Here is a 26,758-nt window from a genome sequence, read left to right on the forward strand (position 1 = left end):
AAATACGTCCCCAGGGTCGGAGCGTTTTCGGCCGAGACTGGTTCAAACATACAGAGGTGGCGTCATGAACGCGGAACGCAGCCTGAAAATAACCATCACGAGCACGCTGGCCCTGGTGATCCTGCAGGGGGGACTCACCTGCCTGATCCTGGAAAACATGCGCGGAGGGGCCGGCGGCGGTCTCGACCTCAGGCAGTCCGCACTGCTGCTCATCGCCGTCGCCTGCACCGTTTTCGGCTGGTTCCTCGCCTGGCACTACACGGCCCGGCGCGATGACCCCGGCGCCGAGGAGGGTGGGCCGCACGCCGCGCTGCTGCTGCAGTCGGTCGAGGAGGGGGTGGTTTCGGTGGACGGCGCCGGCTACGTCACCTTCGCCAACCAGGCGGCACACGAACTGCTGGGGTACCGGGAGGGGGAACTGGCGGGGCGGGACCTGCGCGAGGTGATGCACCACGGCCGGACCCTCGACTGCACCAGTTGCGGCAAGCAAAGTTGCCTGTTGCACCCGGCCTTTATCGGCGGCCGGCGGCAGCGCTCGCGCAACGAACTGCTCTGGCGCAACAACGGCAGCTCCTTCAGCGCTGATTTCAGCTGCAGCGCGCTCGCGGGCGGCAGCCGCCCCGGCGCCGTACTCACCTTCCGGGACGTCAGCGCGCGGCGCGAGGTCGAGGAGCGGTTGCGCCTGCAGGGGGCGGCACTTGAGGCGGCGATGAACGGCATCATCATCGCCAACCGGCAGGAGAGGATCATCTGGGTCAACCAGGCGCTGTGCCGGATCCTCGGGTGCACCCCGGAGCAGTTACTGGGGAAGGACCCGCAATCGCTGTTCAGCTCGGAGCGCGACCCGGAACTGTTGGCCGAGCTTGCCGAGAGCCTCGAGGCGAGGCGCCCCTGGCAGGGGGAACTGGTAGGGCACCGCGGCGACGGGACGGCGCTGGACCAGGAGGTGACGGTCGCCCCGGTCCTGGACGAGACGGGAGGAGTGGGCAATTTTGTCTGGATCTTGCTCGACATCTCGCGGCGCAAACGCAGCGAGGCGGCGCTCCAGGAAAGTACCCGCCTGCAGGAGGAGGCCAACCGGCAGTTGGTCAGGACGGTGCAGCGCGCCAACGAACTGGCGGTTAAGTCCGCCCGCGCCTCAGCCGCGAAGAGCGAGTTTCTCGCCAACATGAGCCACGAGATCCGCACCCCCATGAACGCAATCGTCGGGGCGGGGCATCTGCTGCGGGAGACCGAACTCTCGCCGCGGCAGGGTGAGTACCTGCAGACGCTGATGGTGTCCGCCGACCTCCTGTTGGGGATCATCAACGACGTACTGGACTTCTCCAAGATCGAGGCGGGCAAGCTCATGATCGGGCAGGTCACTTTCGCGGTGCGGGCCGTGGTGGATGAACTGCTGGCGGTCTACGCGCACAGGGCGCGCCAGCAGGGAATCGATCTGCACGTCGAGCTGGACTCGCAGATTCCGGATCTGATCACCGGCGACCCGATGCGCCTGGCGCAGATCCTCAACAACCTGTTGAGCAACGCACTTAAGTTCACCCGCCACGGCAGCGTCCAGCTCGCGGTAAAACTGGCGCGCAAGGATGCGGGGTCGGCCGAACTGATCTTCGCGGTGCGCGACTCCGGTATCGGCATCCTGGCGGAGGACCAAGCCCAGTTGTTCCAGGCCTTCACCCAGTTGGACGGCTCGATCACCCGCAGCCACAGCGGCACCGGGCTCGGGCTCGCCATCTGCAAGCGCCTGACCACCATGATGAAGGGCGAGATCTGGTGCGAGAGCATCCCGGGGCTTGGGAGCACCTTCTCGTTCTGGCTTCCCTTCGGCATCGCCGCCGCCGACAGCAGGGTCGAGCGGAAAAAAGAGGCGGGCTTCACCCCGTTCCGGCAGCAGCGGGTTCTGCTGGTCGAGGACAATCCCTTCAACCAGAAGGTGGCGCTCGCGCTCTTAGAGCGGGGTGGGCTGCAGGTGACAGTCGCCGGCAACGGCGCCGAGGCGGTGGAGCTGGTGCGGGCGAAAGAGTTCGACCTGGTGCTGATGGATGTCCGGATGCCGGGCATGGACGGGCTCACCGCGACGCGGGAGATCCGGGCGCTGGGCAAGCCGGGGACGGAGTCCCTTCCCATCCTGGCGGTCTCGGCCAACGCCATGGACCAGGATGTGGCGGCGAGCCTCGAGGCCGGCATGGACGGGCACATCGCCAAGCCCTTCACGCCGGACTCCCTCTACGGCGCCATCGCGGCGTGGCTTAACGGCCCGGGGAGCGCGGCGGCGGGGGGACGGGAACAGGTCGAGGAGCGGCCTCAGGTGGCGAAGGTCGATTTCGAGACCGGCGTGCGGCAGACCGGCGGGGACCGCAAGCTCTACCGCGACCTCTTGAGGCAGTTCGAGCGCGAGTACCAGGACCAGGGGGGCGAGGTCGAACGGGAACTCCGGGCCGGCAACAGGGAGGAGGCCTCGCGCCTCGCCCATTCGGTGAAGGGGATCGCCGGGGTGCTGGCCGCGCTGCCTCTGCACGGGGCCGCCCAGCGGCTGGAAACCGCCCTGAAAGGGGAGGGGGATGTGACGGCAGTGCTATCCGATTTCCGGGAGGAGCTGAAAGCGACCATCGCCTGCCTGCAGGCCGAAGGGTGGCAGAACCTTACCAGCAGCAACCCGCGCCAGCCCGCGGAGGCGACCGGGAATGGGTCCTCCCGGGCCAACGCCTGAACCTCTTTTGCGCGATCAACGATCTTCGTGCCCCCTTCCGAAGGAGGGGACTGGCTCCGCGAGGTGCCTGTCCCCTTCGGGCGTTGGGAGGTCGGCAGGGCTGAAATGAGCGTCCCGCTAGGGGGACTGGCACCTGCGGAGCCAGTCCCCTCTGCCTCCCAGTCCCCTCTGCCTCCTTTGCGGGAGTGGGGAGGCCGAGGGGCGAAACGACAAAAGCGCCTGTTCCAATGAAGGAACAGGCGCTTTATTTGTTTGGTGCTTCAAGCGGTGCTGCCGGCAGTTACTTCGCCTTGATCATCTCGATCTCGAGGTTGATGTCGACGTCCTCGCCCACTGCCACGCCGCCGGTCTCCAGTGCGGCGTTATAGACCAGGCCGAAGTCCTTACGGTTGATCTTGGTGCTGGCGGTAACGCCGCTTCTGAAGTTGCCCCACGGGTCCTTGCTCTCCTTGGCCGGACCTTCCACGTTCAATACCACTTCCTTGGTGACGCCGTGCAGGCTCAGGTCGCCGGTAACTTTCAGCTTGCCCTTGCCGGCCTTGGCCACCTTCTTCGAGGTGAAGGTCATGGTCGGGTACTTGGCGACGTCGAAGAAGTCGGCGCTTCTGAGGTGCTCGTCACGCTTGGCGACGTTGGTGTTGACCGAGGCGGTGTCGATGGTGACGTTGACCTTGGACTTGGTGATGTCCTTGTCGTTGATCTCCACGGTCCCCTTGTGCTTCTCGAAGTTGCCTTTTACGTTGGACACCATGAGGTGACGGACCTTGAAGCCGACGCTGGAGTGGTCGGGGTCGATGTTCCAGGTGGTGGCGGAGGCGAGTGCGGGGAGGGCCAGGGCTGCTACTGCGGCTATGGTTGCAATGATTCTTTTCATGGTGTTTCTCCTTTTCTGATCCTTTTTACGGATTTGGTTTTAGTCGTTATCTTTTTAGTTGATGTCTTTTGATGTTAAATTATCTGGTCAAAAAAAGTTGCCGGTATCTCTGTGTCCGCTATCCCTCCCGTAAGCCTAGTTTCTTGCAAAGTTTCCCCAGGGTTTCCTGTTCTGCATCGGTCAGCACCCCCATCTCCGCGACGATGGCCGCTTCGACCTCGGCGAAGGTGGTTTCGATCAAGCCGCGTCCCTTCTCCGTGAGGAGCACGGTGCAGTAGCGGCGGTCCTCCAGGGAGCGCTCGCGCTGGACCAGCCCCTGCTTTTCCAGGTTGTCGATGACCAGGGTGATGTTGCCGGTACTTTTCAAAATCTTGATCGCCACGTCGCGCTGGCACATGGGGCCCTTGTGCAGCAGGGCTTCCAGCACGCCGAATTGGCTGATGGTGAGTCCAGCGTCCGACATTTTGCGCCCCACCCGTGCGGTCACCGATTCGGTGCCGCGCATCAGCTTGGTGTAGGTGTTCAGCGCGAGTTTTGACTTGGCGTCTTGTCTCATGATCTGCCTCTTCGTTGAGAACTATCGTTTCGATGATTTAAAGTTAAACCCCAAACGATTAAATGTCAAACTATTTTTTTAGGTGGGTGTGAAAAAGATGCAAGTTGTTGGAATTTAGATTTTGCGACAAGGGAGAGTCTCGGAAAATGGTTTGTCAGGGATTTCGCCAGACCCTATCTGCCGCTCACGAAGCGCAGCAGGAGAACCGGCGTCCTCCCCTTTGCGAAGGAGGGGACGCTTGTGCATGTGCAACGCTTATTGGCAACATGCTCGACGCTCCCCGGGCTCGTACTGGGCGCGGGTTGCCATCTCCCCTTTTTAATGGAAAATTACGCGGTGGTGTGTTAACCCAAAACTGCCAGATGCCATGATTGTTTTGAAGGCAGGAAAACAAGGGAAAAAACAAACTGTATTAACGCAAAGACGCGAGGACGCTAAGAAAAGACTTTGTGGAAAGGGCTTTTCCTTGCGCCTTTGCGGCTTTGCGTTAATAACCTGCCTTTGATTTGCTGTGTGGTTCTACGGAGGTGCCGAATGAAACGGCTGTTCCTGTTGCTGCTGATACTGGTGGTGTTGCCGCTGTGCCTGAAGGCGCAGGAGCCGCAGGTGGGACTCGTTTCCCTGCGCGGCCCCATCAATCCCGTCACCGCGTCCTTCCTGAAGGAGAACCTGGACGCGGCGGGGAAACGCGGCGATCGGCTCGTGCTGGTGGAACTGGATACCCCCGGAGGGCTCGATACGGCCATGCGCGAGGCGGTCCAGGCCATCTTCGCGGCGCCGGTCCCGGTTGCGGTCTACGTCGCCCCTGCCGGAGCGCGCGCGGCCTCCGCAGGGGCGGTCATCGGCCTCTCCGCCGACATCCTGGCCATGGCCCCCGGCACCAATATCGGCGCGGCCCACCCGGTCGGCTTGGGAGGCAAACCCGACCCGGTCATGGAGGCCAAGCTGGTCAACGACGCCGAGGCCTATGTCGCGGGAATCGCGGCCAAGCGCGGCCGCAACGTGGAACTGGCCCGAAGCATGGTGCGCCAGAGCATATCGCTCACCGCCGAAGACGCCCTGAAGCAGCGGGTGATCGACCTGGTGGCTCCCACCCGCCAGGAACTGCTGTCGAGCCTGGAAGGGCGGCGGGTGCAGCGGGGCGGGACCGAGGTGGTGCTGCATCTGGCCGGCGCGCGCGTGGTCAGTCACGAGATGGGGACCCGCGACAGTATCCTGAACGCGGTCAGTAACCCGGATGTCGCCTACATGCTCATGCTGCTCGGTATCGCCGGGATCTTTTTCGAGCTCGCCCACCCGGGTGTGATCCTCCCTGGGGTGATCGGCGGCATCTCGCTGCTGCTCTCCTTTTTCGCGCTGCAGACCCTACCCGTCAACTACGCCGGCATCGGGCTGATCCTTTTGGGCATCATCCTGTTCATCGCCGAGATCAAGGTGGTTTCCTACGGCATGCTCGCGGTCGGGGGCGTGGTGGCCATGGTGCTCGGGTCGCTGATGCTCTTCCCGTCGCCCGAGCCGTACCTGCGCCTGTCCTGGGAGGTGCTGGCGGGAACGGTAGGGGTGACGGCGCTCTTCTTCGGTGTGGTGGTGGTCAAGGTGATCCAGGCACACCGGGAGAAACCGATCACCGGCGTGGAGGGGATGATCGGGTCTGTTGGTGTGGCCGATAGCGACCTCGCGCCGGAGGGGAAGGTGCTGCTGAGGGGTGAGTACTGGAACGCGATCGGCGAGGAGCCGGTGCGCCAAGGTGAAAAGGTACAGGTGGTCGCCGTAACCGGGCTCATGCTTACCGTGCGCAAGGCGGGAGCGAAAGGGGAAGGCAGGACGGAGCATGACAGGATCGGGTAAAAAGGGTAAGGAGTCGGGGGACCTGCGGCTGGGGGATAGGCTGTTGGGGCTTCCCTGTCTGCAGCGCCAGCGCGCCAACCTGACTGCGGGGGTACGGGAGGAACGGTTGCCGGCCGGGGTAGAGTGCCCGGTGTGCGGTATCGAAGTCCCGGAATTGGTGCACCGGACTCAGGGGGCGGACGATGCGGGGCTTTTGGAGCGGGTGCAGGAGAGGTTGCCCGGGTGGCAGCCCGAGGAGGGCCTGTGCCGGCCCTGCCTCGAGCGTTTCAGTCATTCCCGGTAAGCGCTAGTAGTGCTTCGGGATGGGTAGGCACCCTTCTTCGTTGAGGGCGGTCAGGTAGGCGCCGCGCAGGGCGATGAAAGCCTGGGTGAGCCGGTCGATAAGGGTGTTGTGGTTGCACCCGATCAGTTCCAGGAGCCCGTTCTGCTTGTTGGAGATCAGCCTCTCGATGTGCGCCGCCCTGCGGTTGATGTCCACGTGGGTGTGCCCCTGGGCATGGCTGATCAGGCTCAGCATTGCGTCGGTCACGAAGACGTCGATGGAGTAGACGGCCGCCACCTGCGGGTGTTCTTTGAGTTGAAATACCACGCGGATTTCCGGGTGCGGGAACTCGATGCCGGGCAGGTGCTCGGGGCCCATGTAATAGGACGCCGCCACCGGCAGCACTTCGATGTAGCAGTTGAGCAGGGTGGACTCGATATCGATGGGGGTCTGCACCGGAAGTTTCAGTGCGGCCCGGGAGAACTGTTCGCCATGTTCGAGATAGAGAGATAGCCGCATGTCATCACCTATAGTAGATCTTGCCAGAGAGGGAATACTTCTGTTGTCACGATAAAAATAATACCGGCCCACGCCAAAAAGCAAGTGGGGGCATGCAATTATGTTTGGGGGGCTGTCTGGTCCCGGCCTCTCCGTGGCGGCTGATCGCGGTTGACATAACCCGCCGGTCTATGCCATTAATTTCCCATTGTCCTCTATCCCGCAAATCCCCTGCTAAGGTGTCTTGCCCTTGCCCATTTTCCGCTTCGCACACTACATCCAGAGATCCCGCGCCGCTGGTGCAGGCCGTAAGCGACTGCGCCTCCCTCGCACCGCCATGCTCCTTCTGGTACTGCTGCTGGCGCTGTTCGCCTCGGCGACGGGCGCCGACACCTTGGGGCGCGGCGGAGTCGGCAAAGCGGTGGTCGTGGTCGGGGGGGATTTCAACTATCCTCCTTACGAGTTTGTCGACCACGACGGCAAGCCCGCCGGCTTTAACGTGGAGCTGACCCGCGCCATCGCCGAGGTGATGGGTTTCAAGGTGGAGATCTCCCTGGGGCCGTGGGACGGCATGCGCCGCGCGCTGGAACAGGGGGATGTCGACATCCTGCAGGGGATGGCGTTCTCGCAGGAGCGCACCAACGAGGTTGATTTCTCCACGCCGCACGCGCTTTTGTTCCAGTCCATCTGGATCCGCCGGGACGACCGGCGCATCAGGTCCATCGAGGACGTGCGCGGCAAAGAAGTCATCGTGATGAAGAACAGCATCATGCATGACTTCATGAAAGGGTTCGACCCCAAGGCGCGGCTCATCCTCACCGACACGCTGGCCGAGGCGCTCAGGCTCTTGAACCAGGGGAGGGGCGATTGCGCTCTCGTGTCCCGGCTGACCGGGATGTACCTGGAGAAGGAGATGGGGCTGAAGCGGATCGTACCGGTGGCCGAACCGATCATGACCCAGGCCTACGGTTATGCGGTAAAGAAGGGGAACGCCGAGGTGCTGGCGCGCTTCAACGAGGGGCTCGCCATTTTGAAGCGCTCCGGGCAGTTCCAGGAGATCCACAACAAGTGGCTCGGGGTGATGGAGCAGCAGCCGGTTTCTTGGGGCCGGGTGGTACGCTACGTGACCCTCGTTTCCCTGCCGCTGTTGCTGATCCTCGGGGGGACCGTGGTCTGGTCGCGGACCCTGCAGAAACGGGTGGCGCAGCGCACCGAGGAACTGGCCCGCGAGGTGGCCGAGAAGCAGGCCGCGCTGGAGAAGCTCCGCATGCACCAGGACCAGTTGGTGCAGGCCGACAAACTCGCTTCGCTCGGGACCCTGGTGGCGGGCGTCGCTCACGAGATCAACAACCCCAACGGGCTGATCCTTTTGAACCTCCCCCGTTTCGAGGAGGTGCTGCGCGGCTCCCAGCCGATCCTGGACGAGTACCGTGGAATTCACGGCGACTTCAAGCTGGGGCGGCACAGCTACGATCGGCTGCGCGAGGAGCTGCCGCACATGCTGTCCGAGACGCAGGACGCGGCCAAGCGGATCAAGCGCATCGTCGCCGAGCTGAAGGATTTCGCCCGCCGCGACAGCGCCGAACTGACCGAGCTTCTGGATCTGAACTCCTGCGCCCAGGCCGCGCTGCGCCTGGTCGAGAACACGGTGGTGAAGAATTCGCACCAGATTGTGGCGCACCTGGCCGACACCCTGCCGCGGGTGAAGGGGAACAGCCAGCGCATCGAGCAGGTGATCGTGAATCTCCTTCTGAACGCGGCCCAGTCGCTGGAGGGGAGCGGCAAGAGTATCCAGATCTCCACCCGCCACGACCGGTTCCGCGACCTGGTGCTGCTCACCGTGCGCGACGAGGGGAGGGGGGTGGAGCCCGAGCACCTGGCGCGTCTCACCGATCCCTTCTTCACCACCAAGCGCGAGGAAGGTGGGTGCGGCCTGGGGCTCTCCATCTCGGCGGGGATCGTGAAGCAGCACGGCGGCACGCTGAACTTCGATTCGGAGCCGGGCTTCGGCACCACGGTGACCATGGAGCTGCCGGCGCTGCCGCCGGGGGGAAACCCGGAACACAGAGGACTCTGAGGGCCACAGAGGACACGGAGAACTGCCCCCTCACTCTTTAGGATGATGAACTGTAGGGGCGAATAATCATTCGCCCGCTTTTGATTTAAGAAACGAAGAGGAGTTGCAGATGAGCGAAGCACTATATCCGGCCTTCGGTGTGCTGCTGGTGGACGACGAGGCGCCCTGGCTGCGTAGCCTGCGCATGACGCTGGAGGGACCGGGCGCCATCAGCAACATCACCGCGCTCACCGACAGCCGCCTCGTAATGGGGGAGCTCGACCGCGGCAACATCGGCCTGGTGCTGCTCGACCTGACCATGCCCTACCTCTCGGGACAGGAACTCCTCGCCCGCATCGCCGAGGAACATCCCGAGGTGACCGTGGTGGTGCTTTCCGGCCTGAACCAGATCGAGACCGCGGTCTCCTGCATGCGCCTGGGCGCCTTCGATTACCTCGTGAAGACCGACGAGGAGGACCGCATCCTCGAATCGGTGCGGCGCGCCATCCGGATGCAGGAGCTGCAGCGGGAAAACAAGGAGATGCGACGCCGCTTCCTCAACGACCGCCTGGAGTGCCCGGAGGCCTTCGCCCCCATGGTCACCAGCAACAAGGCGATGCGCTCCATCTTCCAGTACATCGAGGCGGTCGCCAAGAGCACCCAGCCCATCCTGGTCACCGGGGAGAGCGGCGTAGGCAAGGAGCTGATCGCCCGCGCAATCCACACGTTAAGCCGCGGCGACGGTCCCCTGGTCCCGGTCAACGTGGCCGGGCTGGAGGACAACGTCTTCACCGACACCCTGTTCGGGCACAAGAAGGGGGCTTTCACCGGCGCCGACGAGAGCCGCAGCGGCATGGTGGAGCAGGCCGCCGAGGGGACGCTCTTTCTCGACGAGATCGGGGACCTCTCGCTTCACTGCCAGGTGAAACTGTTACGCCTTTTGCAGGAGGGGGAGTATTACCCGCTGGGGAGCGACCAGCCCAAGCAGCTGCGGGCGCGCATCGTCGTGGCGACGCACCACGACCTCTCCAAGAAGAAGGACGCCGGGGGCTTCAGGAAGGACCTCTACTTCCGCCTGAGGGCGCACCATGTCCACATCCCACCCTTACGCGAGCGCAAGGACGACATCCCGCTGCTGCTTGATCACTTCCTCAAGGAGAGCGCCGAGGTTTTTGGCAAGAAGGTCCCCAGCTACCCCAAGGAACTGCTGACGCTCTTGGCCAACTACAGTTTCCCGGGCAACCTGCGCGAGCTGAGGTCGATGGTGTACGACGCCATGAGCGTGCACTCCTCGCGCATGCTCTCCATGAACAGCTTCCGCCAGGTCATGGAAGTGCAGGGGGAGGTCCCCGCGGAACAGGCTGCGGCGGGCGAACAGAACGTCTTTTACTCCTGTCCCGAGATCCCGACACTGAGCGCCGCGGTGGAGCAACTGGTGACCGAGGCGATGCGGCGCTCCGACAACAACCAGAGCATGGCCTCGCGCATGCTGGGGATATCGCAGCCTGCGCTCAGTAAGAGGCTCAAGCTGCAGAGGGGCGGCAAAGTCGAATAGAAAAAGCGGTTACGCGAAGTACTCTGAGCATCCGCGAAGGACGCAAAGAAATACCTCTCTTGGTTTTAACCATAGAGATTTTTCTTCGCGTTCCTCGCGCCTGCTTCCTGTTCTTTGCGTAACCGCTTTTTGTTTAAACGGGTATAACTTTCGTTAAGCCTATAATGAATGTTATACCCGCCGTAAAATCCCCTTTCTCCGTTACTTCCTTCCTCTCCTGAAACACCTTTCCACTTGTGGTTATACCCCTTTGTTTCTAATCATGGCTGCGGTACTGGCTCATTCGGATAACAATTCGAGTTGTTAGCTGCTTACGGGCACTTTGGCACCGGCTTTGCTGTATAGAGAGGTACACTCTGCACTTACTCGCCTTGCCGGTCGGCAAACAACGGTTGGCGAGAACGGCCGGCAGGGAAACTGCCCATATCCTGTGCAGCAGCTTCGAGTGACTCGATTGGCAACAAATAGAAAAGGAGCAGCAGATGATCAAGTTTGAAGGGGTCCACAAGTGGTTCAAAAAGCTTCACGTGCTTAACGGGATCGATCTCCACGTCAAACAGGGAGAAGTGGTCGTGGTCTGCGGTCCCTCGGGGTCCGGCAAGTCCACCCTGATCCGCACCATCAACCAGTTGGAACCGATCGAGGAAGGGACCCTGGTCGTCGACGGCATGGACCTCAGGAGCAAGAAGACCGACCTCAACAAGCTGCGCGCCGAGGTGGGCTTCGTGTTCCAGCAGTTCAACCTGTACCCGCACCTCTCGGTGATCGACAACATCACCCTGGCCCCGATCAAGATCCGCAAGACCTCCAAGAAGGAAGCGCAGGAGCAGGCCATGGAACTGCTGGAGCGTGTCGGCCTGGCTGTGAAGCGTGACGCATACCCGACCCAGCTCTCCGGCGGCCAGCAGCAGCGCGTTGCCATCGCCCGCGCCCTGGCCATGAAGCCGCGCATCATGCTCTTCGATGAGCCGACCTCCGCGCTCGACCCCGAGATGATCGGCGAGGTGCTCGCGGTAATGCAGGATCTCGCCAGCACCGGCATGACCATGGTCTGCGTCACCCACGAGATGGGCTTCGCCCGCGAGGTTTCCGACCGCGTGGTGTTCATGGATCACGGCGTCATCCTCGAGGAGGCGCAGCCGGAAGAGTTCTTCCGCAACCCGCAGCACGATCGCGCCAAGCAGTTCCTGAAGCAACTGCTGTCGCCCATGCACTAGAGAACTCGTTCACCTGTCGAACGCTGGATCCTGCGGCGGGTGCCTGTTAATACTGAAATCAAAAGGAGAGTACTGTGAAAAGATTGGCTGCTGTTGTTATGGGTTTGGCCCTGTTGGGTTCTTTCGGTAAGGCGATGGCCGCGGCTCCCGCCGATACCCTTGCTGAAGTTAAGAAGAAAGGCGTCCTGGTTGCCGGTGTCAAGGATTCCCTCCCTCCTTTTGGTTACGTAGATGAGAAGAGCCGCGAGATCGTGGGCTACGACGTGGACTTTGTAAAAGCAATCGCCAAGAAGCTGGGCGCGAAGGTCGAACTGAAGCCGGTTACCTCCGCTTCCCGCATGCCGCAGCTCACCGAAGGCAACATCGACATCATCGCCGCCACCATGACCAAGAACCCGGAGCGCGCCAAGCAGATCGGCTTCAGCCACACCTACTTCGCCACCGGTCAGAAGTTCATCACCGTGAAGGGTAAAGTAAAGAGCCTGAAGGACCTGGCTGGCAAGAAGATCGGCACCGCCAAGGGTTCCACCTCCGAGCAGAACGTGAAGGCAGCCCTGCCGACCTCCACCGTGCTCTCCTTCGACGACTACCCGCAGGCGTTCCTGGCCCTGCAGCAGGGTAAGGTGCAGGCGGTGACCACCGACGAGGCGATCCTGGCCGGCATCCTGGCCAAGGCACCCAACAAGTCCAAGTTCGAGATCCCGAACGTCCAGATCTCCAATGAGCCCTACGGTCTCGGCATGAGGAAGGACGACGCCAAGTTCATCGCTTTCGTGAACAAGACCATCCTTGACATGGAGAAGAGCGGCGAAGCGAAGAAAATTTTCGAGAAGTGGTTCGGCAAAGGGACCGACTTCCAGCTCAAGCGGACTTTCAAGATCGTAGCGGACAAGTAATGAAGAAACAGGTTAAGGTTGAGGATAAGGTTAAGAAAAACCTTGTCTCAGCCTTGACCTGCCGTTTAACAGTAAACCAGGTTGAAGAGCGGGACCCGGTTGAGAAAAGACATTTACCTGATAGCTTTATCTCAGTCTTAATCTCAGTCTTAATCTTAGTCTCAACCTGCCTCTAAGGGGTTTCACGTGCTAAAGTACACATTTGACTGGTCCATCGTCACCTCCGGCAAGTATTTCGAATGGCTGGTTTCCGGGCTCAAGGTCACCCTGGAGCTCTCCGTGGTGGGCATTGTCTGCGCCTTCATCCTGGGACTCCTGATCGCCGTCCTCAAGATGAGCCACTACCGCCCCGTGCGCTGGATCGCCACCGCCTACCTGGAGTTTTTCCGGAACACGCCGCTGCTGGTCCAGATCTTCTTCTGGTACTTCGGCTCGTACAAGGTGCTCCCGGCGGCGGTCAACGAATGGTTGAACAGCACGAACTTCGAATTCGCCGCGGCCGCCATCGCCCTCACCATCTATACCTCGGCCTTCATCGCCGAGGACATCAGGTCGGGCATCCTCTCCATTCCCAAGGAGCAGATGGAGGCGGCCAGGAGCGCCGGCTTCTCCTATCTCCGTTCCATGCAGTACATCATCCTGCCGCAGGCGGTGCGCATCACCATCCCGCCGCTGGTGAACCAGTTCCTGAACCTCGCCAAGAACTCCTCCTTGGCGATGAGCATCGGGGTCATGGAGCTCACCTACCAGGCGCGCCAGGTCGAGAGCTACACCTTCAAGGGGTTCGAGGCGTTCACCGCCGCCACCGTGGTCTATCTCGGGCTCTCCGTAGTCATCACGGCGCTCATGGACCTGTACAACAAGAAGGTGCTCAACCCGCAACGCGCCTAGTAGGGCGACCAGGTAGCAACGAAAACGGCGGATTTTCACGCGGGAAACGGAGAACAAAATGGAAGAAGCACTCAACTTTCAGGTAATCATAGACAACTTCACCTACTTCATGATCGGGCGCTACCCGAACGGGCCTCTGGGGGGACTCGGGCTCACCATGTACCTCGCGGTGGTCTCCTGCGTCCTTTCCTTCTTCGGGGGGATGATCCTGGGGCTTTTGAGCCTGTCGCGCTACGCGGTGATCCGCCACCCGGTGAACCTGTTCATCAACGCGGTGCGCGGTATCCCGCTCTTGATGGTGATCTTCTGGATGTACTTCCTGCTGCCGGCCCTGATGGGCAAGACGGTGCCGGAAGCGACCACGGTCATCATGGGGCTCACCATCTTCACCTCGGCCTACATGTCGCAGATCGTACGCGCCGGCATCCAGGGGATCCCCAAGGGGCAGACCGAGGCCGCCATTTCGACCGGCTTGAAGCCATGGCAGGCGATGCTCTACATCGTGCTGCCGCAGGGGCTTAGGAACATGATCCCGTCGTTTGTGAACCAGTTCGTGTCGCTGATCAAGGACACCTCGCTCGCCTTCATCGTCGGGGTTTCCGAGCTGACCCACGTCGGCACCCAGATCAACAACCGGACCATGGCCTTCCCGACCGAGATCTTCATCTTCATCGCGGCGGTTTACTTCGTGCTCTGCTTCGCTTTCACCAGCTTCTCGCGCTGGCTGGAAGGGCGGCTGGCGTGGAGGAAGTCCATCTAGTTTCCGCAGCTGTACCGGATTTTAGAAACGCCCCCCTTGGCTTGCCTTGGGGGGCGTTTTTTTGTCCGGGCTCCCTCTCCCCCTGGGAGAGGGGTGGGGTGAGGGCGATGTGGGCCTTGTCATCGGCGGCGGGGTCGCTTATCCTATGGTCTGTTCAGGGGGGCGAATGATTATTCGCCCCTACAGGGTTTGCAGGGTTTTGGGTCAGGACTGTCAATGGGAGGGGCGCTTCATGGAGGTTCAGGTCGTTTCGGTTCGCTACCGCATTCCGCTTACGGAAAACCAGGCGCAGAAACTGCGGCGCACATGGCCCAACGGGGACCAGTTCTACCCCTACGAGAAGATGGAACGCTACCTGGAGCCGCTTCTGGTCGAGGATCTCAACTGGCACCACTACTCGGGCAACTACCTCTACTTCACTGTGTATGGCGACGACATCGAGGCGACGCTGGCGGATGCCCTCAAGGTGTTCGAGACGAGGCTGGCTCTTTTGGAGGGGAAAAAATGATCCGCAAATCCTTGGCGCTATCATCCCTGCTGCTCCTGCTCACCTGCGCCGCGGCCTGCGCCGAACCTGCCGACCTCGGCCAACAGATCCTGGCTGAAACCAACGCGGCGCGCCAGAACCCGCAGCGCTATGCGCAATACATCCGCAATTTCAAAAAGAGCTTCGTCGGTAACGCGTACCGATTGCCGGGATCGCTGAACATGGTGATGACGTCGGAAGGGAAGGGGGCTCTGGACGAGGCAGTGCAGTTTTTGTCACGGCAGCGCCCGCTGCCGGCGCTGTCCTGGTCGACGGGGCTGGCGAAGGCGGCGGCGGACCTGGTGCGGGAACAGACGGCTTCAGGGGAAACGGGGCACGACGAGCGCGGCGACATGAAGCAGCGGATTGCGAAGTACGGCTCCTGGCGCTCGTCGTTCGGGGAGAACATCAGCTACGGGCCGGACACGGCCAGGCAGGTGGTGATGGGGCTGATCATCGACGACGGGGTCGCGGACCGGGGACACCGAAAGAACATCTTCGACCGCTCCTTCGGGACCATGGGCGCCGCCTGTGGGCCGCATCCGCTCTACCGCACCATCTGCGTCATGGACCTGGCCGGCGGCTTCCAGAACCGGTAACGCCGGCGCGACCTGGCACAGGGGACTGGCTCCGCAGGTGCCAGTCCCCCTCGCCGCTGCAGCTACCCCTGGTTGACCAGGAGCGCGAGGCTTAGCCGGTTACCGGCGGGGAGTTTGCCGTAGATGGAGGTGAGGTGGGCCTTCACGGTGCGCTCCACGATCCCCATGTCGGCGGCGATCTCGAGGTTGGTCCTTCCCGCCGCCACCATCTCGGCCACCCTGCGCTCGGTCGGCGTAAGGGGCCCCATAAGCTTTTCGCAATCCCTCGCCTTACCTGCGCCGTTGTGCGCGGCTTCCAGGATCAACTGTTGGATCACCTGCTGTCCCAGCCACACCCCCCCGCCAGTTATCACCCGTAGCGCTTCCAGGAGGTTCTCCCGGGCGATGTAGCTGTTGGCGTAGCCCACGATGCCCACCTTCAGGAAGGAGAGACCCTCCTCGGAGTCGGGACGGTCCGAGAGGAGGAAAAGCCGGGCATGGGGGGCCGCGGCGCGCAGCTCGGCGCAGGCGGTCGCGTCCACCAACTCGCGATGCAAAAGCACCAGCTCGACCTCACCCTGAGAGGCAACTTGCTTCAGCTCGCCGAGGGTGCGGCATTGCCGCGCCTGGTTTCCTTCCGCGACCAGCCCCTGCCACCGCTTGGACAGGGACTCGTTTGCACTTGCCAGCAGCATCAGCATGTAATCACCTCTCGCGCAACGCCGAGTACTTCGCCTTCAGGATGGGTTTCAAGAGGTAGGAGAGTATGGTCCGCTTGCCGGCCAGGATGTCCACCGTCGCCACCATGCCGGGGATGATGGGGAGCGGCTTATCCTTGGTGCCGAGGTAGTTGCGGTCGGTCCTGAGCGTCACCGTGTAGTAGCTCTCCTTGTTCTTCTCGTCGGTGATGCTGTCGGCGCCGATCTGCTCCAGGCGCGCCTCCAGTCCGCCGTAGATGGTGTAATCGTAGGCGCTGAACTTCACCGTGGCCTTCTGGTTCGGCTTTAAAAAGGCGATGTCGGCCGGCTTGATCTTGGTCTCGATGAGCAGGGTCCCCTCGGTGGGGACGATCTCGACGATGTTCATGCCGGGCTGGATGACGCCGCCGATGGTGTTGACCAGGATCCGGTTCACGGTTCCGTTCACCGGGGAGCGCACCAGGGTGCGGTCCAGCCGGTCCTTGAGCGCCAGCGACGAGGCCGTTTCTTCGCCGACCTTGGCGACGGTGTCGTTGTACTCGACCTTGGCCTTGTTGGAGAAGTTGAGCCGCAGCTCCTTCATGGCGGCGTAGCTTTCGTCGATCTTGGCCTGGGTGCGCGGGATAGACTGCTTGATGGTTTCGATTTCCCCCTTCATCTCGCTTGCCTTGCGCTCAAGCTGCAACAGTTCCATATCGGAGACGGCACCCTTGGCCACCAGGGGCTTGGTGATGTTGATCTCTTTCTGGTACAGGGTGTAGGTCTGGTTCAGCTCGCGCAGCCGAGTGTTCAGCTCCCTGAGCTCGCTCTGGCGCTGTTCGACCTGGGACTGCTTCACCTCGAGGGAGTGCTTCAGCTCGGAGCGGCGCGACTCGAACAGGGCGCGCTCGCTGGAGGCGACGCTGGCCGGGACGTCGCTGGGCATGGAGAAGCTGCCGCTGCCGGCGGCCTCGGCGCGCAGGCGGGCCGCCTTGGCCTTGTCGGCGCCGGATTTCGCCTGGCTCTGCTCCAAGGAGGAGACGAAGCGGGTCTCGTCGATCTTCAACAGGAGCTGTCCCTTCTTGACCGTGTCGCCCACCTTCACGTGCAGTTCGGAGAGGATCCCCCCCTCGAGGTTCTGGATCACCTGGACCTGGCTGGCGGGAATCACCTTCCCCTCGCCCCTGGTGGTCTGCTCCACCTCGGACACCGCCGCCCACCCGATGAAGATGACGAAGAGCGCCAGCGTGGCCCAGAGGATGGCCCGCCCGCCGCGCGGGGTCTGCACCAGGATCGAGGTCCTGATGTCGGTGACGTAGTCGACGTCGTCCTCGGGCATCCTGCGAAATACCCCATTTACCTTTTTTTGGGCTGTTTTTATCTCCACTTCGTATTCTCCGCTAGATGTTCAGGTGGCCGCGCTGGAGCGCTTCGAGGACAGTCGCCTTGGGTCCGTCGGCGATCACGGTGCCGTTGTCGATGACGATGATGCGGTCCACAAGCTCCAGGAGCGAGGCACGGTGCGTGATCAGGACCATGGTCTTTTCCCGGGCGCTTTCCGCCAGGTGGTTCTTGAGCCGTATCTCGGCGCGGCTGTCCATGTTGCTGGTCGGCTCGTCGAAGACGAGGACCGGCGGGTCCAAAAGGAGCGCCCGCGCGATGGCCACGCACTGGCGCTGCCCGCCGGAAAGGCCGCGGCCGAACTCGCCCACCTCCATGTCGAAGCCCATGGGGTGCTTCTTGACGAACTCGCCGACGCCGGCCAGGTCCGCCGCGCGCATGATGGCGTGGTCGTCGATGTCGGCCGCCCCGAGGGTCAGGTTCTCGCGCACGGTCCCCTTGAAGAGCGAGATGTCCTGGGGGACGTAACCCACGTAGTGCCTGAGTTCCGCCGGGTCGATCTGCCGCAGATCGGTATCGTCCATGGTGACCATGCCGCTGGCCGGCTCGAAGAGCCCCAAAAGGAGCTTGCCCAGCGTGGTCTTCCCGGAACCGATGGGGCCGATGACGCCGACCTTCTCGCCCGGGGCGATCTGCAGGGAGATGTTGTTGAGAGTGTTCACGGTCTGGCCCGGGTAGGCGAAGACGAGCCCCTTCACCCCGATCCCCCCCTTGAAGCGGGGGCGGTGCAGGAAGGTCTTGCCGGCCGGACGCTCCACCGGGAGCTTCATGATGTCGTCGAGGGCGCGGTAGGCCTCCTTGGCGCGATGGTAGCGGGTGGCGAGGTTGGCCACCTGGGCCACCGGCCCAACCACCTGCCGGGACAGGATTACCAGCGCCACCAGCCCGCCCTGGGTCAGTTCGCGCATGGCGATGGCGTACACCCCGGCAATCACCAGGGCGACCACGGCCAGGTTCTGCACCAGGAAGGCGACATGGTTCACCGAGGAGGAGATGAAGCGGGAGCGGGCGCTCCAGGTGGAGATGTAGCTGACCGCGTCCTCCCAGCTTCTCTGCACGTGGCTTTCCGCCCCCAGCATCTTAACCGTCTCCAGCCCGGCGAGACCCTCGACCAGGATGGCGTTTTTCTGGCTCGACGCGGCGAAGGTATTCTCCACCGCCCGGCGCAGCGGCGCCTGGATGCAGGCGGAGTAGATGAGCATGAGTGCGATGCTGACCAGGAAGATGGTGAGTATGGCGCCGCCGCCGATGTACCAGATCACGATGAGCCCAAGGATCACGAAGGGGAGGTCGATGACGGCGGTGATGGAGAAGGAGGTGATGAAGTCGAGGATGGTCTCGAACTCCCTCAAGTTGTTGGAGAACGAGCCGATCGACTGTGGGCGCGCCTCCAGGCGCAGGTTCAGGACCCGCTGCAAGAGCAGCGAGGAGATCTTCAGGTTGGCCTTCTTGCCCGCCTCGTCCACGAAGTAGCCGCGCAGCCCCTGCATCAATATCGAGAAGAAGTAGACCACGGTGACGCCGATGGAGAGGACCCAGAGAGTCTCGTAGGCGCTGTTGGGGATGACCCGGTCGTACACGTTCAAGATGTAGAAGGTGCTGACCAGTGCGAAGACGTTGATCAGGAAGGAGGCGATCAGTACGTCGCGGTAGATGCGCCAGGAGGAGGTGATGGCCCCCCAGAACCAGTTCCCTTTCCCTTCCTCGCGGGTGACGCTGGTCGACTTGCCGATGCGGTAGCGGGGGCGCACGAAGATGGCGAAGCCGGTATAGAGCTTCTCCAATTCGGCGCGGGTCACCGTCTTCTCGCCGGTCCCCGCCTCGGGGAGCAGGATCCTGAAGCTGTCTTTTTCCGGGATCCGCTCCACCACCGCGCAGGCCTCGCGGTTGTGCAAAAGCAGGATGGCGGGGAGCTGCAGCTTGGAAATCCGCTCCAGGGGGCGTTTTACCAGCCGGGAGGAGAGCCCGGCCCGCTCGGCGCAGCGGGGGAAAAGCTCCACCGTGACCCGGTTCTGCACCAGGGGCAGCCCCGCGGTGAGCCCGGTGCGCGACGCCGGCAGCCCGTGCAGCTTGGCCACCAGGAGCAGCGAGTCGAGAAGGGGGTCGTCGTGGCGGTCGCTATCCTCGCCCACGTTCCACTGTGTTTCCAACTTTCGGTTTTCAGTCTCTGGCACGTCCGATCCTCTTAGCTGTAAGGGGGCCCGCTCAAATGAAGGTGAAATATTCTAGCATAATACTTTTCACATTGGTAAACGTTTTGCGTTATACTTGCGGCTGTTGTCCTGTGTCAGTACCACTGTCTGAATGACTGTCATCGAGCCGGTAAGAGAAAGGATACGCCATGTTTTATGTAGAAAGAGACGGCGAGGGCAAGATCGTCGCCCTGCACAAAAGCCCCGCCGCGTCGGCCACCGAACAAAAACCCCCGATGGACGAGGAGGTGCTCGCCTTTTTGAACGAGGCGGGGGCCTGGGGAGAGGCGCTCGCCTTCTCCGACGCGGCCACCGTGCGCGTCATCGAGGACCTGGTCGACCTCCTGGTCCGCAAGAACCTGATCAACTTCACCGAACTCCCCGAACAGGCGCAGCAGAGGATCAAGGCGCGCCAGAGCCTGCGCGAGAAGATCTCCTCCACCGACCTCCTGGTGCACGACATCATCTGACGGTAGGGTAGGAGGAGAGCGGCTGGGGCCTGCCGAAGAAGTATCCCTGCATGGCGTCCAGGTTGAGCTCCTTCAGGATCGCCGCCTGGGCCTCGCTTTCCACCCCTTCGGCCACCACCTTGATGTCGATGCTGTGCGCCACGCTGCACAGCGAGGCGACGTAGAACCTGCTGTCGTTCTCCCCGCCGGAGAGCTCCCCGGTGTAGGCCCGGTCGATCTTCACGTACTCCGGGTGCAGGGACTGCAGGTAGCCAAGCTTCGAGAAACTGCGGCCGTAGTGGTCGAGACCGATGCCGTGGCCGCAGGCCCTGATCGCGGCGGCGAACTCCCGGATGCTGTCCAGGTGCTGCACCGCGGCGAACTCGGAGAACTCGAAGTTCACGTGGGGCGCACCGGCAGGAAGCGCCTTTAAAAAGGCGTAGAGCCAGCTGCGGAAGGCGTCGTCCTCGAGCGAGGTGGGGGAAAGGTTGATGGCGACCCGCTCCACCCCGAGGCGGCGGTAGTCGACCTTCAACGCCTCCTCGATCACCATCCGGTCGATGGCGGAAACGAGCTTCAGCCGCTCCGCGACCGGCATGAACAGGGCGGCGTCCAACGCTTTGCCGTCCTCCTGCATGATGCGCGCGAAGAGCTCCAACTGGATGAGCTTGCGCCCCGGCCCGTTGCCGATCACCCCCTGCGCGTCGAGCGTGATGCGCCTCTCCTCGAGCGCCCGCACCAGGGCGTCCTTCCAGTGCTGCTGCCCCTGCGGCAGCGTCTCTGTTTCCCCCGTCACCGCCCGCAGTTCCCAGCCGTTGGCACCCTTTTGCAGCGCCGCCGAGAGCGCCAGGTCCGCCTCGGCCAAAAGCCGCGGCAGGGTGGTGCCCCCCTGGTAGGTGGCGACACCCAGGTGGCCGATGTTGTCGGTGAGGGCGATCTTCTCCATGGCGACCCGGCCCAACTGCGCCGCGATCTCGGTGGCGATGATCCCCCCCTCGACAGGGGAGGCGTCGGGGAGGAAGATGCCGAAGTCCCCGCCGGTGAGTCGGGAAAGCGCGGTGTCGGCATAGGCGGTCAGCGAGCTCTTCAAAAGGGTGGCGACCCGCTTTAACAGCTCGTCGCCGGCCTGCAGCCCCTTTTTCTGGTTCAAGGCGTCCAAGCCGTGGATCCTCAACAGGATGAGCAGCCCGCAGCCGTTATGCTCCTGCCGACCGAGGTCCGCGTTGACCTGGCTCTCGAACAGGCGCCGGTTGCCCAAAAGGGTGACCGGGTCCTGGTAGGCGCGCTCCTGGAGCCCCTCGGCCCGGGCCGCCTGCTCCTCGAACATCTCCTTCACCTTCACCGTCATCCGGTTCATCGCCTCCACCACGCTCTTGAACTCACGGGTGCGCGGCAACGACTCCTGGACCTGGTACTCCTTGCGGCACAGCGCGTCCGCCTGGCGCTCGACGGCGGCCAGGGGCTTCAAGAGGATCCTGAGCCCGATCCCCGCGGCGAGGAGCAGGAAGGCCGCGCAGGCGGCGAACCAGACGGTCATGCTGATCACCTCGCTCCAAAGCGTCGCGTAGGCGTAGCCGGGATGGCTCTTGACCAGGATGCTGCCGCCCTGGTTCCACCCCGCCATCACGTCGGAGACCGCCTCCGGGGTCTTCACCGGCACCAGCGCCACGAACCACTGTGGCACGTCCTCGACCCGGACCGGGAGGGTGCGCTCGATGAGCACCTTGCCGCGCGGGTCGGCGAAGGTGATCTTCTGGTAGTAGCCCCGGTCGAACAGGGCGCTGATCATCCCCTCCACCACGGTGAGGTCCTTCTGGGCCACGTGCGGGGAGATGGAGAGGGCGAGCGAGGTGGCGGTGTCCTGCACGTGGGACTCGAGCTGGTTGGTCAGGAAGGTGCGGGTATTGGCGAGCTTCGCATACCAGGTGCCGGTGAACAGGAACAGGAAGAGCACGACGGTGAAGATGATGAGCTGTCGGTACAGTGTCATAGGGTTACCCTTGGTCCGTTACAGTTTGTTCTCGGACATCTTTTGAAGAAGATCCTGCCACAGCCTCAGCCGGTTCGACTTGCCGGCGGCCTTGCCCATGCCCCTTTGCTTGGCGAGCCACAGCCCGGAGCCGTTGAAGCTCAGGATGGGCACCAGGTCGCTGCGCCGGGACGCATGATCTATGGAATCGACCAGGTTGTCGAGCACAAGCGGCTCGGCCTCGGGCGTGCTGTAGTAGGTGAGCACCATGTGGTGGATGTTGAAGCGCAGCGCCTTGACGTAGGTGATGCGGAGCTTGTCGTCTTCCACCCCCATCGCCTTCAGGGTGAAGTACTTGGCGATGGCGAAGTCCTCGCAGTCCCCCGCCCCCTTGGCCAGGAACTCGATGGGCGTGGCCCAGTAATCCTCGACCCCCCAGACGTCCCAGTCGCTGTCGAAGCGGAGCCGCTCGTTGAAGAAGCGGTTTACCTTGTCGAGCTTGTCCCGGTCGGCGCGGCTTTTGTCCCGCGCGATGAGCTCTTCCCAGGCGGTCAGGCGGCGCAAGGCTTCCCTGCCGTACTTCTTCTCGGCCTGCTGCAGGACGGAGCGGTCGACGCTGAAGTTGCCGGCAGGGAGAACGGTGCCGGCAAGCAATAGCGCCGCCAGGAAGGCGGTCAGGGAGAGCGATGTCAGTCGTTTCAGGTAGATACCCACGTTGATCCCGGCGCAGATGCCCTTTCTTTAAAAAAAAGCCCGGACCGTCCTTAAAGGTAGCGGCGATCCGGGGCTCTATCATACAGTGCGCTCTCGGGATAGTCTACGGCGTTCCGGCGGCCGTGGTGACGCGGCCGGCGTTGTCGGGGGGCTGCAGCCCCAGGGTCGGCAGCAGGCGCGACATGCCGTTTAAGACCCGGTACTCGGCGTAGCGCTGGTCGTACTGTGCGTTCACCAGGCTCGCCTTGGCGTTGATCAGTTCGGCCTGGGTGTCGAGGAGGTCGAACATGGTCCTTCTGCCGATGGACCACTGGGCGGCGAAGGCGTCCGCGGTCTGGGCGGCGGCCTTCACGTAGTCGTCGAGGTACTTGATGCGCTCCTGCGCGGAGCGGTTGGCTTCCCAGGAGAGCCGGATCGACTGCACCGTCTGGCGCTTGGTGTTCTCGGCGATTTCCTGCGCCTCGTACACCTCGCTCTGGGTCTGGGCGATGCGCGCCTTGTTCCAGCCGCCGTTCAGGATGTTGAAGGTGAGGGTGGCGGTGCCCAGGAACTCCTCACGCTGGCCGGGGAGGTCGTTGTAGTCCTTGAGCCAGCGGTAGTCGAGGGCCACGTCGAGGCTCGGGTAAAGGAGGCTCTTGGCCGCCTCGTGCTGCGCCGTTCTCTCCTGCACCCCCTCGCGGGCGGACTTGAGGGCCTGGTTCCCGGAGACGGCCAGTTCCTCCGCCTCTTCCTTGCTCCTGGGGAGACGCGGCCCGACCGACTGGGGGTCGGTCAGTTCGCCGGGGAGGTAGCCGATGACGGCCTGGTAGTCGGCCAGGCTGTCCGAGAGGTTGGCCTGGGCCGCGGCGAGGTTGCTTTCCGCGAGTGCCACGCGCCCCTTGACCTGTTCGAAGTCGGCCCGGCGGTCAACGCCGGACTCGCTTCTCAACTTCACCTGGTCGTGGATGCGCAGGTGGTTGGTGAGGTTCTCCTGGGCCAGCGCCAGGAGCTTCTCGCTCTTCAATACGTTGAAGTACACCTTGGAGGCCAAAAGGGCGTTGTTCTCGGCGGAATTTCCCAGCTGGTACTGCTGGGCGCGGGCACGGGCCTCCTGGCGCTCCACTTCGCTTTGGGTGCCGAAGAAGCGGAACACGTTCTGGCGCACGCTGACGATCGCCGTGTTGGGGTAGGCGGTGCCGAAGGTCGGCTCGTGCTGACGGGTCACCCCGGCGGCCAGCGAGACGTCCATGGTGGGGAGGTACCCTGCCTTGGCCTGGCGCACTTCCCTCTCGCGCGCCACCTTATTGTAGTACTGCGCCCGTACCTCGGGGTTCGAGCGGAGCATGTACTGCACCGCGTCCTGGAGCGTCTCCGCCTGGGCGGCCCCGGCTCCCGATACCAACATCCCCAATGCCAATACTGTCACTAATCTCTGGTTTCGTGGCATAACATACCTTCCTGTGGTCTCATATTTAATAGCAGCAAATTAAAAACGGTAAATGTATACGAGCTAGATGCATTATATACCGTGTAGTTGCTAATGTCGATACACATATTATGTTGCGATAATAAATTTGCAAATATTATTTTTTGTGATTAATATGTGTCCGGCCGCGAGCCAAATATAAAGAATCAGATGCCATTTGACACGGCGGGATTTAATAGTAGCTTAATAGTACATTTTCGCAAGCGTATGAGAGTAAAGCAGTTTTTTAATGCAATCTAATTCAACTGAAACGGAGAAGAAGACTTGAAACGACATGCATTGATGATTATGGCGATGACGTTGCTTCTCGCCTCCCGTCCCGGTACGTCGGCAGCAGCCGACGCTCCACCAGGAGGGAGTCCGGCAAGCAACAGAGTGGGGACATTCTCGATATCCCCGATGATCGGTGGGGTTTCCTTTGACGGGGAGCAGCACCTTGAAACCGCGCCGGTGTTCGGCCTGCGCGCCGGCTACAACTTCACCCGCAACCTGGAGGCGGAAGCGCTCTTCGACTACGCCAAGACCCGCTCGACGCTCGCCGACAGCAACACCGACTTCCTGCGCTACGGCGCGGACCTCTTGTGGAACTTCAGACCCGACGAGAAGTTCGTGCCCAACATCGCCGCGGGCTACGCCGCGACCCAGCTTAAGTCCGACACCAAGGGGTCCTTCGACCTCGGCGCCGGCTTCAAGTACTTCGTGACCGAGGACATGGCCTGGCGCGGCGACGTGAGAGGGGTCTTCCTCGACAACAAGATCGACCACTACGCCATCGAGTACACCACCGGGATCTACATCCCCTTCGGCGTCACTCCTCCGGTCGCCAAGCTCCCGCCCCCGCCGCCGCCACCCGAACCGGTGGCGCGTCCGATCCCCGCGGTGCAGCCGACCCTGAATCTGACCGTGCCGCCTCCGGCGCCGGCCCCGGTACCGGTGGCCGCTCCCGAGGTTTCGCTCGCCGCCGCACCCGACAGCATCAAGAAGGGTGAGAAGTCGGTGCTGACCTGGCAGAGCAAGGGGGCAGACAACTGCGAGATGCGTCCCGACCTGGGCAGCGTGGCCGTGAAAGGCTCCACCACCGTGACGCCTGCCGCGGACACCATCTACACCGTCACCTGCAAGGGCAAAGGGGGTACGTCTTCCGCCAACGCCTCGGTCATGGTGGCCCAGCCGACCCAGGCGGAGAAGCGCTTCTGCAACCAGCCCGCGGTGCTGATGATCAACTTCGACACCGACAAGTGGAACGTGAAGCCGCAGTACCACGCCGAGCTGAAGACCGTGGGTGACTTCCTGAACGAGTTCCCGGAGGCCCACGGCGAGATCTCGGGGCACACCGACGGCACCGCCAGCGCCCCCTACAACCAGAGGCTCTCCGAGCGGCGCGCCCAGTCGGTGCGCGACTACATCGTCAAGAACTTCAACATCGATCCCAAGCGGCTCACCGCCAAGGGATACGGCAAGTCCCGCCCGGTGGCCACCAACAAGACCGCCGTGGGGCGCGCCAAGAACCGCCGCATCGAGGCCAACCTCGTGTGCGAGAAAAACGGTGCCCCGCAGGGAGCGGCAGCCCAGCCGGCAGCAGCCCCCAAGGCCGCGGCGAAGAAGCCCGCAGCAAAGAAAGGTGCCACTGGAAAAAAGCCCTTAGCCCTGGTGCCAGCGCAAGGTAACGTCGCCGACAGCGACGTTCCTCCTGCACAACGCCAGGGCGAACCCGAAACACGTTTTTTCCCGCAGGTAACCGCGCCGGAGGCCATGGCCGCCGGCGCGGCATCCCTGCCCGCAGCACAAAGAAAGGGGGACGAGGCGGCACGCTTCTTCCCCCAGCCGGCAGCACCCGAACTAAAGGAGGGGACCGCGCCCCCTCCGCTTCCTGAGGCCAAGCGCCAGGCGCAAAGCCCGGCCGTCTACCCGGACCAGCCGCCGCGGCAAGCAGCGCAGGCGTCACCGGCGCCGGGGGCGATCCCGGCGGCACAACTGGCTCCCCCCGCCGCTCCATTGATCGAGGGAGCCGCACCGGCCGCCCAGGTCGCGTCGCTACCGACGCCGCCCGAGTTGCCGGCGGCGCAAAGAATGAAACAGGCAGCCCAGCCTACATCCGATACCCCCGTCACCTCAGCGCCGACCGCGCTTCCCGCCACCTCCCCCGCGCCGGCCGCGCCCGAACAGGCTGCCGCTGCCGAAGCAGCATCCGTCGCCTCCGCGCTCAGAAAGCAGGAGCCCGAAGCTCCGGCTCCCGATGAGGCGCCCTTCGTGCTCAAGGCGACCACCCCCACCCCCGCTCCCGACGGCAGGATCGCCCTGACCGGCATCACCATCGACAAGGACGGCCTCAGCCTGTACACGAGCGGCAAGGTGAACGAGTTCAGCCTGATCACCATGGTGGAGCCCTACAGCCTGGTCATCGACCTCTACGGTGCGGTGAACGGCATCGGCCTTCCCAAGGCGCCGGTGGAGAAATTCGACCTCACCAACGTTCGTTTCAGAGAATTCCCCGACCACCTCCAGATCACCCTCGATGCCGGCCGGGAGGAAATCATCCCCTACCGCAGCTTCAAAACCGATACCGGGTTGAGGATCAACATCAAGCCGAGAAGCAGTCACCACATAGGCCCCTGACCAAAAGCGCAGGCGCGCACCCGGCAGCGGCTCACGATACATGCTCTA

At 62.9% G+C, this 26,758-nt stretch carries 22 protein-coding genes; 13 read left to right on the forward strand and 9 right to left on the reverse strand.

Features of this window, described 5'->3' with window-relative positions; translation table 11 throughout:
• Window positions 1-64 precede the first annotated feature (64 nt).
• Window positions 65-2,710, forward strand: a complete 2,646-nt coding sequence (locus JFN90_RS10620; RefSeq protein WP_199395094.1) for a PAS domain-containing hybrid sensor histidine kinase/response regulator — start codon at window positions 65-67, stop codon at window positions 2,708-2,710.
• 280 nt (window positions 2,711-2,990) lie between these two features.
• Here the strand turns inward: JFN90_RS10620 and JFN90_RS10625 are convergent, their stop codons facing one another.
• Together JFN90_RS10625 and JFN90_RS10630 are read right to left on the reverse strand one after the other, a co-directional pair.
• The gene (locus JFN90_RS10625; protein ID WP_199395095.1) at window positions 2,991-3,584 is read right to left on the reverse strand and encodes a YceI family protein; all 594 of its coding nucleotides are present in this window, start codon (window positions 3,582-3,584) and stop codon (window positions 2,991-2,993) included.
• Window positions 3,585-3,702: 118 nt separating this feature from the next.
• Window positions 3,703-4,140: a MarR family winged helix-turn-helix transcriptional regulator gene (locus JFN90_RS10630; RefSeq protein WP_199395096.1), complete on the reverse strand. Its 438-nt coding sequence runs from the start codon at window positions 4,138-4,140 to the stop codon at window positions 3,703-3,705.
• Window positions 4,141-4,674: 534 nt separating this feature from the next.
• Here JFN90_RS10630 and JFN90_RS10635 point away from each other — a divergent pair.
• Window positions 4,675-5,988: an NfeD family protein gene (locus tag JFN90_RS10635; RefSeq protein WP_199395097.1), complete on the forward strand. Its 1,314-nt coding sequence runs from the start codon at window positions 4,675-4,677 to the stop codon at window positions 5,986-5,988.
• Entirely contained in the window at window positions 5,972-6,271 is a 300-nt protein-coding gene (locus tag JFN90_RS10640; RefSeq protein WP_199395098.1) for a hypothetical protein, read from the forward strand. The genes JFN90_RS10635 and JFN90_RS10640 overlap by 17 nt, the downstream gene beginning before the upstream one ends.
• A gap of 3 nt (window positions 6,272-6,274) precedes the next feature.
• Here the strand turns inward: JFN90_RS10640 and JFN90_RS10645 are convergent, their stop codons facing one another.
• The gene (locus JFN90_RS10645; protein WP_199395099.1) at window positions 6,275-6,769 is read right to left on the reverse strand and encodes a hypothetical protein; all 495 of its coding nucleotides are present in this window, start codon (window positions 6,767-6,769) and stop codon (window positions 6,275-6,277) included.
• 229 nt (window positions 6,770-6,998) lie between these two features.
• Between JFN90_RS10645 and JFN90_RS10650 the strand changes: the two genes are divergently transcribed.
• The 8 genes from JFN90_RS10650 (at window position 6,999) to JFN90_RS10685 (ending at window position 15,248) form a co-directional block, all read left to right on the forward strand.
• Window positions 6,999-8,825 carry a transporter substrate-binding domain-containing protein gene (locus JFN90_RS10650; protein ID WP_236018948.1) on the forward strand — a complete coding sequence of 609 codons (1,827 nt, stop codon included), beginning with the start codon at window positions 6,999-7,001 and terminating at the stop codon, window positions 8,823-8,825.
• 109 nt (window positions 8,826-8,934) lie between these two features.
• Entirely contained in the window at window positions 8,935-10,359 is a 1,425-nt protein-coding gene (locus tag JFN90_RS10655; protein ID WP_199395100.1) for a sigma-54-dependent transcriptional regulator, read from the forward strand.
• Window positions 10,360-10,841: 482 nt separating this feature from the next.
• Window positions 10,842-11,576 carry an amino acid ABC transporter ATP-binding protein gene (locus JFN90_RS10660; RefSeq protein ID WP_199395101.1) on the forward strand — a complete coding sequence of 245 codons (735 nt, stop codon included), beginning with the start codon at window positions 10,842-10,844 and terminating at the stop codon, window positions 11,574-11,576.
• Between the two features lie 74 nt (window positions 11,577-11,650).
• The gene (locus tag JFN90_RS10665) at window positions 11,651-12,472 is read left to right on the forward strand and encodes an ABC transporter substrate-binding protein (RefSeq protein ID WP_199395102.1); all 822 of its coding nucleotides are present in this window, start codon (window positions 11,651-11,653) and stop codon (window positions 12,470-12,472) included.
• 186 nt (window positions 12,473-12,658) lie between these two features.
• Window positions 12,659-13,363, forward strand: coding sequence for an amino acid ABC transporter permease (locus tag JFN90_RS10670; protein ID WP_199395103.1), 705 nt, complete (start codon window positions 12,659-12,661; stop codon window positions 13,361-13,363).
• Between the two features lie 58 nt (window positions 13,364-13,421).
• A complete protein-coding gene (locus tag JFN90_RS10675; RefSeq protein ID WP_199395104.1) occupies window positions 13,422-14,123 on the forward strand; it encodes an amino acid ABC transporter permease in 702 nt (233 codons plus the stop codon).
• A gap of 232 nt (window positions 14,124-14,355) precedes the next feature.
• The gene (locus tag JFN90_RS10680; protein WP_199395105.1) at window positions 14,356-14,631 is read left to right on the forward strand and encodes a hypothetical protein; all 276 of its coding nucleotides are present in this window, start codon (window positions 14,356-14,358) and stop codon (window positions 14,629-14,631) included.
• Window positions 14,628-15,248 (forward strand): CAP domain-containing protein, encoded by a 621-nt coding sequence (locus tag JFN90_RS10685; protein WP_199395106.1) that lies wholly within the window; start codon window positions 14,628-14,630, stop codon window positions 15,246-15,248. Before JFN90_RS10680 ends, JFN90_RS10685 begins: the two co-directional genes overlap by 4 nt.
• A gap of 62 nt (window positions 15,249-15,310) precedes the next feature.
• Here JFN90_RS10685 and JFN90_RS10690 read toward each other — a convergent pair whose 3' ends face one another.
• Genes JFN90_RS10690 through JFN90_RS10700 form a run of 3 tightly spaced genes read right to left on the reverse strand, consistent with a single transcriptional unit; the run spans window position 15,311 to window position 19,479 of the window.
• On the reverse strand, window positions 15,311-15,928 hold the full coding sequence (locus JFN90_RS10690; protein WP_199395107.1) for a helix-turn-helix transcriptional regulator: 618 nt from the start codon (window positions 15,926-15,928) through the stop codon (window positions 15,311-15,313).
• Between the two features lie 4 nt (window positions 15,929-15,932).
• The gene (locus tag JFN90_RS10695) at window positions 15,933-17,291 is read right to left on the reverse strand and encodes an HlyD family type I secretion periplasmic adaptor subunit (RefSeq protein ID WP_199395108.1); all 1,359 of its coding nucleotides are present in this window, start codon (window positions 17,289-17,291) and stop codon (window positions 15,933-15,935) included.
• 13 nt (window positions 17,292-17,304) lie between these two features.
• Window positions 17,305-19,479 carry a type I secretion system permease/ATPase gene (locus JFN90_RS10700; protein WP_199395109.1) on the reverse strand — a complete coding sequence of 725 codons (2,175 nt, stop codon included), beginning with the start codon at window positions 19,477-19,479 and terminating at the stop codon, window positions 17,305-17,307.
• Between the two features lie 167 nt (window positions 19,480-19,646).
• On the opposite strand from JFN90_RS10700, the gene JFN90_RS10705 reads away from it, so the two are divergent.
• Complete coding sequence (locus tag JFN90_RS10705; RefSeq protein ID WP_199395110.1) at window positions 19,647-19,967, forward strand: hypothetical protein; 321 nt, start codon at window positions 19,647-19,649, stop codon at window positions 19,965-19,967.
• Here JFN90_RS10705 and JFN90_RS10710 read toward each other — a convergent pair.
• From JFN90_RS10710 to JFN90_RS10720, 3 genes are all read right to left on the reverse strand, one after another.
• The gene (locus JFN90_RS10710; RefSeq protein WP_199395111.1) at window positions 19,960-21,936 is read right to left on the reverse strand and encodes a bifunctional diguanylate cyclase/phosphodiesterase; all 1,977 of its coding nucleotides are present in this window, start codon (window positions 21,934-21,936) and stop codon (window positions 19,960-19,962) included. The genes JFN90_RS10705 and JFN90_RS10710 overlap by 8 nt on opposite strands.
• 18 nt (window positions 21,937-21,954) lie before the next feature.
• The gene (locus JFN90_RS10715) at window positions 21,955-22,629 is read right to left on the reverse strand and encodes a transglutaminase-like cysteine peptidase (protein ID WP_199395112.1); all 675 of its coding nucleotides are present in this window, start codon (window positions 22,627-22,629) and stop codon (window positions 21,955-21,957) included.
• Window positions 22,630-22,732: 103 nt separating this feature from the next.
• Window positions 22,733-24,013 carry a TolC family outer membrane protein gene (locus JFN90_RS10720; protein WP_199395113.1) on the reverse strand — a complete coding sequence of 427 codons (1,281 nt, stop codon included), beginning with the start codon at window positions 24,011-24,013 and terminating at the stop codon, window positions 22,733-22,735.
• 375 nt (window positions 24,014-24,388) lie between these two features.
• Here JFN90_RS10720 and JFN90_RS10725 point away from each other — a divergent pair, with 375 nt between their 5' ends.
• Window positions 24,389-26,710 carry an OmpA family protein gene (locus JFN90_RS10725; protein WP_268898653.1) on the forward strand — a complete coding sequence of 774 codons (2,322 nt, stop codon included), beginning with the start codon at window positions 24,389-24,391 and terminating at the stop codon, window positions 26,708-26,710.
• The last annotated feature ends 48 nt before the right edge of the window (window positions 26,711-26,758 follow it).

This window comes from Geomonas propionica, from assembly GCF_016458235.1.
Classification (GTDB): domain Bacteria; phylum Desulfobacterota; class Desulfuromonadia; order Geobacterales; family Geobacteraceae; genus Geomonas; species Geomonas propionica.